The 6,061-nt window shown below is 70.8% G+C and carries 9 protein-coding genes and 1 pseudogene; 9 read left to right on the top strand and 1 reads right to left on the bottom strand.

All coding sequences use genetic code 11. The features are described from left to right. Window positions 1-367 (top strand): annotated as a pseudogene (locus tag ACFWU3_RS33620) (ATP-dependent endonuclease); the annotation flags it as partial. 58 nt (window positions 368-425) lie between these two features. On the opposite strand, the gene ACFWU3_RS33615 reads toward ACFWU3_RS33620, so the two are convergent. After that, complete coding sequence (locus ACFWU3_RS33615; RefSeq protein ID WP_384444985.1) at window positions 426-1,844, bottom strand: DUF2252 domain-containing protein; 1,419 nt, start codon at window positions 1,842-1,844, stop codon at window positions 426-428. Between the two features lie 342 nt (window positions 1,845-2,186). On the opposite strand from ACFWU3_RS33615, the gene ACFWU3_RS33610 reads away from it, so the two are divergent. From ACFWU3_RS33610 to ACFWU3_RS33575, 8 genes are read left to right on the top strand one after another with little or no spacing between them, the layout of a single operon-like run. After that, window positions 2,187-2,507 (top strand): gas vesicle protein, encoded by a 321-nt coding sequence (locus tag ACFWU3_RS33610; protein WP_313948292.1) that lies wholly within the window; start codon window positions 2,187-2,189, stop codon window positions 2,505-2,507. 39 nt (window positions 2,508-2,546) lie between these two features. After that, window positions 2,547-3,044 (top strand): gas vesicle structural protein GvpA, encoded by a 498-nt coding sequence (locus ACFWU3_RS33605; RefSeq protein WP_384444984.1) that lies wholly within the window; start codon window positions 2,547-2,549, stop codon window positions 3,042-3,044. Continuing rightward, complete coding sequence (locus tag ACFWU3_RS33600; protein ID WP_384444982.1) at window positions 3,044-3,793, top strand: GvpL/GvpF family gas vesicle protein; 750 nt, start codon at window positions 3,044-3,046, stop codon at window positions 3,791-3,793. Before ACFWU3_RS33605 ends, ACFWU3_RS33600 begins: the two co-directional genes overlap by 1 nt. Window positions 3,794-3,796: 3 nt before the next feature. Continuing rightward, window positions 3,797-4,168, top strand: coding sequence for a gas vesicle protein GvpG (locus ACFWU3_RS33595; protein ID WP_384444980.1), 372 nt, complete (start codon window positions 3,797-3,799; stop codon window positions 4,166-4,168). Window positions 4,169-4,179: 11 nt separating this feature from the next. After that, window positions 4,180-4,530, top strand: a complete 351-nt coding sequence (locus ACFWU3_RS33590; protein ID WP_384444987.1) for a gas vesicle protein — start codon at window positions 4,180-4,182, stop codon at window positions 4,528-4,530. After that, window positions 4,527-5,474, top strand: coding sequence for a GvpL/GvpF family gas vesicle protein (locus ACFWU3_RS33585; protein ID WP_384444978.1), 948 nt, complete (start codon window positions 4,527-4,529; stop codon window positions 5,472-5,474). Before ACFWU3_RS33590 ends, ACFWU3_RS33585 begins: the two co-directional genes overlap by 4 nt. Next, entirely contained in the window at window positions 5,471-5,731 is a 261-nt protein-coding gene (locus tag ACFWU3_RS33580) for a gas vesicle protein (RefSeq protein ID WP_352207982.1), read from the top strand. The genes ACFWU3_RS33585 and ACFWU3_RS33580 overlap by 4 nt, the downstream gene beginning before the upstream one ends. Continuing rightward, window positions 5,728-6,057 carry a gas vesicle protein K gene (locus tag ACFWU3_RS33575; RefSeq protein WP_384444976.1) on the top strand — a complete coding sequence of 110 codons (330 nt, stop codon included), beginning with the start codon at window positions 5,728-5,730 and terminating at the stop codon, window positions 6,055-6,057. Before ACFWU3_RS33580 ends, ACFWU3_RS33575 begins: the two co-directional genes overlap by 4 nt. Window positions 6,058-6,061: the final 4 nt, after the last annotated feature.

The following is a 6,061-nucleotide window of genomic DNA, read 5'->3' as shown; positions in this document are numbered from 1 at the left end:
CTGCGACGCCGGCGAGGCGGACTTCTTCCAGCACAGCCTGGAAGCGGCGGGTGTCGGCACCGTCCGCAGCCGCGAGGAGATGGAGCAACTCGGTTTCTACGTCTGCGTGGCCGACCTGGAGGACGAGCTGATCCGCGCTCTCGGTGCGGACGAGGTGCAGGAAGTGGTCGAGGCCCAGGGCGAGTTGCGCTCGTTCCGCATCTTCCAGAAACAACCCGCGCAGCGTGAGCGGACCGTGGAGCGGCAGTTGCTGCGCTTCATGGGGACGCACGCCGGCCGTAAGGCGCACTACGCACGCTCGCTCGTCGAGGTCCTCGGACCCGAGCAGGTGCCGCGGCCCCTGGACCGGCTCCTGGCCGCCATCTGATCCCATCCGTCCCGGCGCCGTCGCCACGCACGGGGCGCGGCAGGTGTCGTCGGAGGGCTCAGCCCTCCTGGGCCGTGACCCGCTTGCTCTTGATCGCGTCGAGAAGTGCCTGGTGGTCGCGCTCGTTCTGATCCGCGTAGGCCTCGGCGAAGAGGGCCAGCGAGCGGTCGAAGATGTCGCTGCGGCCCAGGTAGGCGGCGATGGCGATCCGGTCGCCCGACCGCGCGTGCGCGCGGGCCAGGGTCGCCCCGCACAGTTCGGCGAACAGGTTCATGCCCCGGGGGACCATCAACGACGGCTCGGGAACACCCTTCCAGTCCCGCAGTTGGCGCACATAGAAGTCCCGCTCCCAGCCGTCGATCCCGTGCACCCGCTCCCAGCCCAGGAAGATGTCGCTCGCCGCCTGCATCAGACGCTGGCCGGCCACCACCCGTTCCCCCTCCGTGGCGAGCCTGTTGCTGCCGAGGTGCGGCGCCAGTGCGGAGGTATCGGCCTCCTTGGCCTGGAGGATCAGAGGGTCCTGCCCGTCCCGTCCGAGCAGCAGCACGATCCAGCAACGGGTACCGACGCTGCCGACCCCCACGACCTTGCGTGCCACATCCACCGGAGTGAACCCTTCCAGCAGGTGCCGGCGGTCCGACTGAAGACTCTTCGCGTAGCTGTTGATCAGACCGGCGAGCTTCTCTTCCAGATCCACCCGTTCCAAGTCCGGCAGGAGGTGGGCAGCGGGAGTGATGACCGGCGGATTCGCGACGATCCGCCGCTCGCCGTCGATGATCCGCGTGAGCTTGTTGAAGGCCTGGAGGCTGTCGCGGCCGCGGGCCTTCGTCAGCGCGCGGGTCAGCTGCTTGCGACCCCGCTTGTGCAGCCGGCCCGATGCCATGACAGACATCTGATCGGCGTCGGACTTGGCGTACCAGACGTCGAGGGTGCGCATTCCCGCGAAACCCTGCATGTGCTCGCGGTAGGACCGCGCCGCGGACCGGACGATCATGGCGCGCTCCGCGTCCGAGAACCCGTTCTCCCGGCCGGCGATCGCGAGACTGGCCCCGAGACGCTTCACGTCCCACTCCCACGGTCCGGGCAGGGTCTCGTCGAAGTCGTTGATGTCGAACAGCAGATTGCGTTCGGGAGAGGCGAGCAGACGGAAGTTCATCATGTGAGCGTCGCCGCACAGCTGGGCGCGCAGACCCGAGTCGATGGTCGTCGCCAGATCGCCCGCCATGACCGCGGCGGCACCCCGGTAGAAGCGGAACGGTGATTCCGACATCCGTCCGTAGCGGATCGGGACGAGTTCCGGCACGCGCCGTGCGGACTGCTTGTCGATGACGTCGATCGGGTCGGGACGGTGCCGCGACGGCATGAATTCGGCGTGGCCGGACCGGGGAGCCCGCGCCCGTGCGGCGCGCCCGCGGGCCGCTCGCTCGCTCGGCGACATCTGTAGATCCTGCAAGGCCGTCAACGGCTTCCGCTTCATCGCGCAACCTCCCTGAACAGGGCACGCACACGGCACAGCCTGCTGTGGGCGGGCTCCGCGCCGTGCCAGGACCCGGACGATGCGTGCGGCCCGCGCGCACGGCCCACGGCCGACCGGGGCACCTCTCCAGCAAACCGCACATCAGCCCGAAGGGCACCTGGGCTCCGGGAGCCGCGCACAGGCCCGGGCAGCACCGGCGACCACCCACCCACGCACGGGCCCGGGCGCAGCACGGTGACCGACCGCCCGTACGGGCCCGGGCAGCACCGGTGATCGACGTACCGGCACCCGTCCGGCCCAACCCGGCGCGCGCCCGGCGTCACCGGAGACGAGGGTGAGCTCATGGCAGACACACGTGAGCGGCGTACGAAGTCGTCGTCCGCGGCCGGTTCCTCCAAGGACCGGTCGGTACGAGGCGCGGAGGATGCCGCCCGGAGCGCCTGCCGGACGCTGACCGGCCTGATCGACCATCCCTCGGAAGGGGTGTCGGCCGTGAGCCGCACCGACGACGGCTGGGTGGTCAACGTCGACGTGCTGGAGGTGGCGCGGATCCCCGACACCACCAGCCTGCTCGCCACCTACGAGGTGGAACTCGACGACGAGGGCGGACTGGTCTCGTACCGCCGCATCAGCAGGTATCGCAGGGGATCGGCCGACAGCTGACCTTCGGTTGTCCGGATCACCCGAGAGGATCGCCCGTCCATGACCACTTACAGCGACGAGGTCGTGTGCGCACCGCGCGCCGGCACGCTCTACGACGTCCTGGAACTCATCCTCGACCGCGGCATGGTCATCGACATCTTCGTCCGGGTCTCGCTGGTCGGGATCGAGATCCTGAAGATCGACGCCCGGATCGTCGTCGCGAGCGTCGACACCTACCTGAGGTTCGCCGAAGCCTGCAACCGCCTGGACCTGGAGCACGACTCTCGCACCACGACGGTGCCCGAGCTCTTCGGCGGGGGCATGGGCGGCCGGGTCGCCAAGGCCGGCGCCAAGCGGACCGCGCGTTCCATCGGGGACAAGGTCAAGGGCGCCCTCGGCCACGGCCACGAGGACGAGGATGACGACGACTACGAGGAGCAGGAAGAGGAGCGCGAGTCCCGCGCACCGCGCCGGCGTCCCTCCTCACGTACGCGGGAGAGCGGGTCCCGCGAACGCAGCACTTCGTCCCGCACCCGGCGCCGTACCGAGGAGGACTGATGGTGGCCGTCGACCCCCGACCGGAGCACGGCATCTACGTGTACGCGTTCGTCCGTGACGGCATGCCGTCGCCGGTGACCGAAGGCGTGGGCGGAGCGGCCGTGCGGCTTGTCCCGGCGGGCGGGCTCGCCGCCGCCGTCTCCGACGCGCCCGCCGGTCTGCGCGCCCGGCGGCGCGACCTGATGGCCCATCAGAATGTGCTGGGCGAGCTGGCAACCGCAGGGCCGGTCCTGCCGATGAGATTCGGCGTGATCGCGGCTGACGAACCCGCCGTCCACGAAGGACTCATGACTCGACACGCCGAGTGCGTCGAGCAACTGGCCGCACTCGAGGGCCGGACGGAGATGAACGTGAAGGGCAGCGTCGTGCCCGACTCGTTCGACGATCTCGTACGCAGCGATGCCCGGCTCCGGGCACTGGCCCTCAAGGCACGGCGCAGCCCCGACTACCAGACGAACGTGGAACTCGGTGAGGCCATCGCGGCCGGTGTGCGGCGGCGGGCGGAACGGGCGGCCGAGGACGTACTCGCGCGGCTCGGCGCCCTGGCCGAGCGGACAGCGGGCGCGGACCTGGCCGGGGACACGGTCCTCAACATGTCGTACCTGATTCCGGCCGAAGCCCTCCCGCAGTTCAACGCGGCGGTCACCGAAGCCGCGCGGCGCCACCAGGGCCACCTCGAGCTGAGCCTCACCGGCCCGCTGCCCTGCTACAGCTTCGTGACCGACGGCGCCGTCGCGGCGAAGGCCTGACGGATGGGACTGCTGACCGAGGTACTGCTGCTGCCTCTGGCACCCGTACGCGGGGTGCTGTGGGTGGCGCAGTGCGTCTCGGACGAGGCCGAGCGTCAGCTCCACTCGCCCGACGCGGTGCGCCGCCAACTCGTCGAACTCAACCGCGCCCTGACCGACGGCGAGATCGACGAGGCGACCTTCGAGCGCGAGGAGGAACGTCTCCTCGATCTTCTGGAGCGACGTCAGGCCCATCGCCCCAAGAGGCCCGCCCACCCGACGACGCACCCCCTCGCTTTCGGCCATCCACCGTCCGCCGCCCAGCACAGCCCGGGAGCGCCGATGAACGAGAGCAGCGCACATATGACGACGCCCGCCGACCGAGGGGGCGCGTGATGGCGACAGGCATGGAGACCTGGGACGCGGGCCCGCGGTCCGTCCAACAGGGCACGACCACCACCAACCTCGCCGACCTCCTGGAGAGGGTGCTCGACAAGGGCATCGTCATCGCGGGCGACATCAAGATCGATCTGCTGGACATCGAACTCCTGACGATTCGCCTGCGGCTCTTCGTCGCCTCCGTCGACACCGCGAAGAAGGCCGGCATCGACTGGTGGGAGACGGACCCCGCGCTCTCCTCCAGAGCGGCCAAGAGCGCGCTGGCCGAGGAGAACGAACAACTGCGGGCGAGACTCCGGGAACTGGAGCCGGACGACGACGCCGACGAGCGTCCCGCACTGCGAAGGACGGGCCGATGAGCGGTACGTCACGCCCGGACACCGCCGTGGCGCCCCGACGCGGCGCTGACGGATTCGCTGCGGAGACCGGAGAGGCGACCTACGTCTTCGCGATGTGCCGGCCGGCCGAGGGAGACGTCCCCGCCGCCCGCGGCCACGCCGAGGGCGGCCCCCTGCGGACTCTTCGGATCGGGCGCCTTGCGCTCCTCGTCCAGAGCGTGCCGGCGGACGCCTTCTCCGAGGACGAACTGCGCCGCCGCCTCGGTGACCGTGCCGAACTGGAACGCTGCGCGCGGGATCATCACGCGGCCGTCGAAGCGGCCCGCGCGTCGGGCCCGGTCATTCCGTTCCCCCTTGCGACGCTCTACCGCAGCGACCGCAGGGCCGTCGAAGCGCTCCGCGCCGGCGAACCCCGTTTCAGCTCGCTGCTCGACCGCCTCACCGGGCACGTCGAGTGGGCGGTGAAGGTCCACCTCGCGCGGCCCGCCTTTACCCCGGAGTCCGCCGGAGCGACAGCCCGGCCGACCTCCACGCGTCAAGGAGCGTCGGGTCAGGGAGCCGGCCGGGCCTACCTCAGCCGGGTCAGTGGACGCCAGAGGCAGGCGGACGAGGAGCGCCAGGCCGCATTCCGTGCGGCCGAACAGGTCGACGAGGCGGTTCGGCGCCATGCCACGGCCGCCGTACGCCACCGTCTGCACAGCCCCGAACTCACCGGAAGCAACAAGGCCCAGGTGCTCAATGCCGCCTACCTCATCGCCGAAGAGGCCTACCCCGCCTTCGTGCGGACGGTGGCGGACCTGCGCGGGGCGCCCGCCCTGTCGACGATCGAGATCGATGTGACGGGCCCGTGGGCCCCCTACTCCTTCGCCGAACTCGGGGACTATGCGCCGGGGCAGCCGGGCGCGGGGGCCCCGGAGCCGGCCGAACGCTCGTCCACGCCGCGATCGGAGGGGAACGCGCGATGACGGAACGAGTCCTGCCGACTGTCGGCTACGCCGACGAGCCGCACCCCGTCCCCTGGGAAGGCCCGGAGACGCTCAGCCCTCTCGGCGTCCCCCTGGTCGACCTTCTCGACCGCGTCCTGGCCACCGGTGTCGTCGTCAGCGGTGACCTCGTCCTCGCTCTCGCCGACGTGCCGCTGGTCCGTATCTCGCTTCACGCCCTGCTCTCGTCGGTCAGCGACCGTGTGCCGGCGCCCTGGCCCGACAGCGGTCCCCTGTGACGGCGGAGCGAGGGTCGGGCGCCCGAACGGCGGCACGAGGGACGGAACCGCGGCTCGACCTCGACCCCGATCACGCGGCACGCGACCTGGCCGGCCTCGTCCTCACCGTGGTCGAACTGATCCGCCAGCTCATGGAGCGCCAGGCCGTCCGCCGTTTCGACGACCAGAGCCTCACGCCGGAGCAGGAGGAACGCATGGGCACCGCCTTGATGCTGCTCGACGAACGCATGGACGACCTCTGCGCGCGCCACGGCCTCAAGCGCTCGGACCTGAACCTCGACCTCGGGCCGCTGGGTTCGCTGCTGCCCGACGCGGGGCATCATTAGGGCG

The organism is Streptomyces sp. NPDC058685 (assembly GCF_042714725.1).
Classification (GTDB): domain Bacteria; phylum Actinomycetota; class Actinomycetes; order Streptomycetales; family Streptomycetaceae; genus Streptomyces.
Note: the sequence above shows the minus strand (reverse complement) of the source record. Positions and strands in the feature narration are given on the sequence as shown.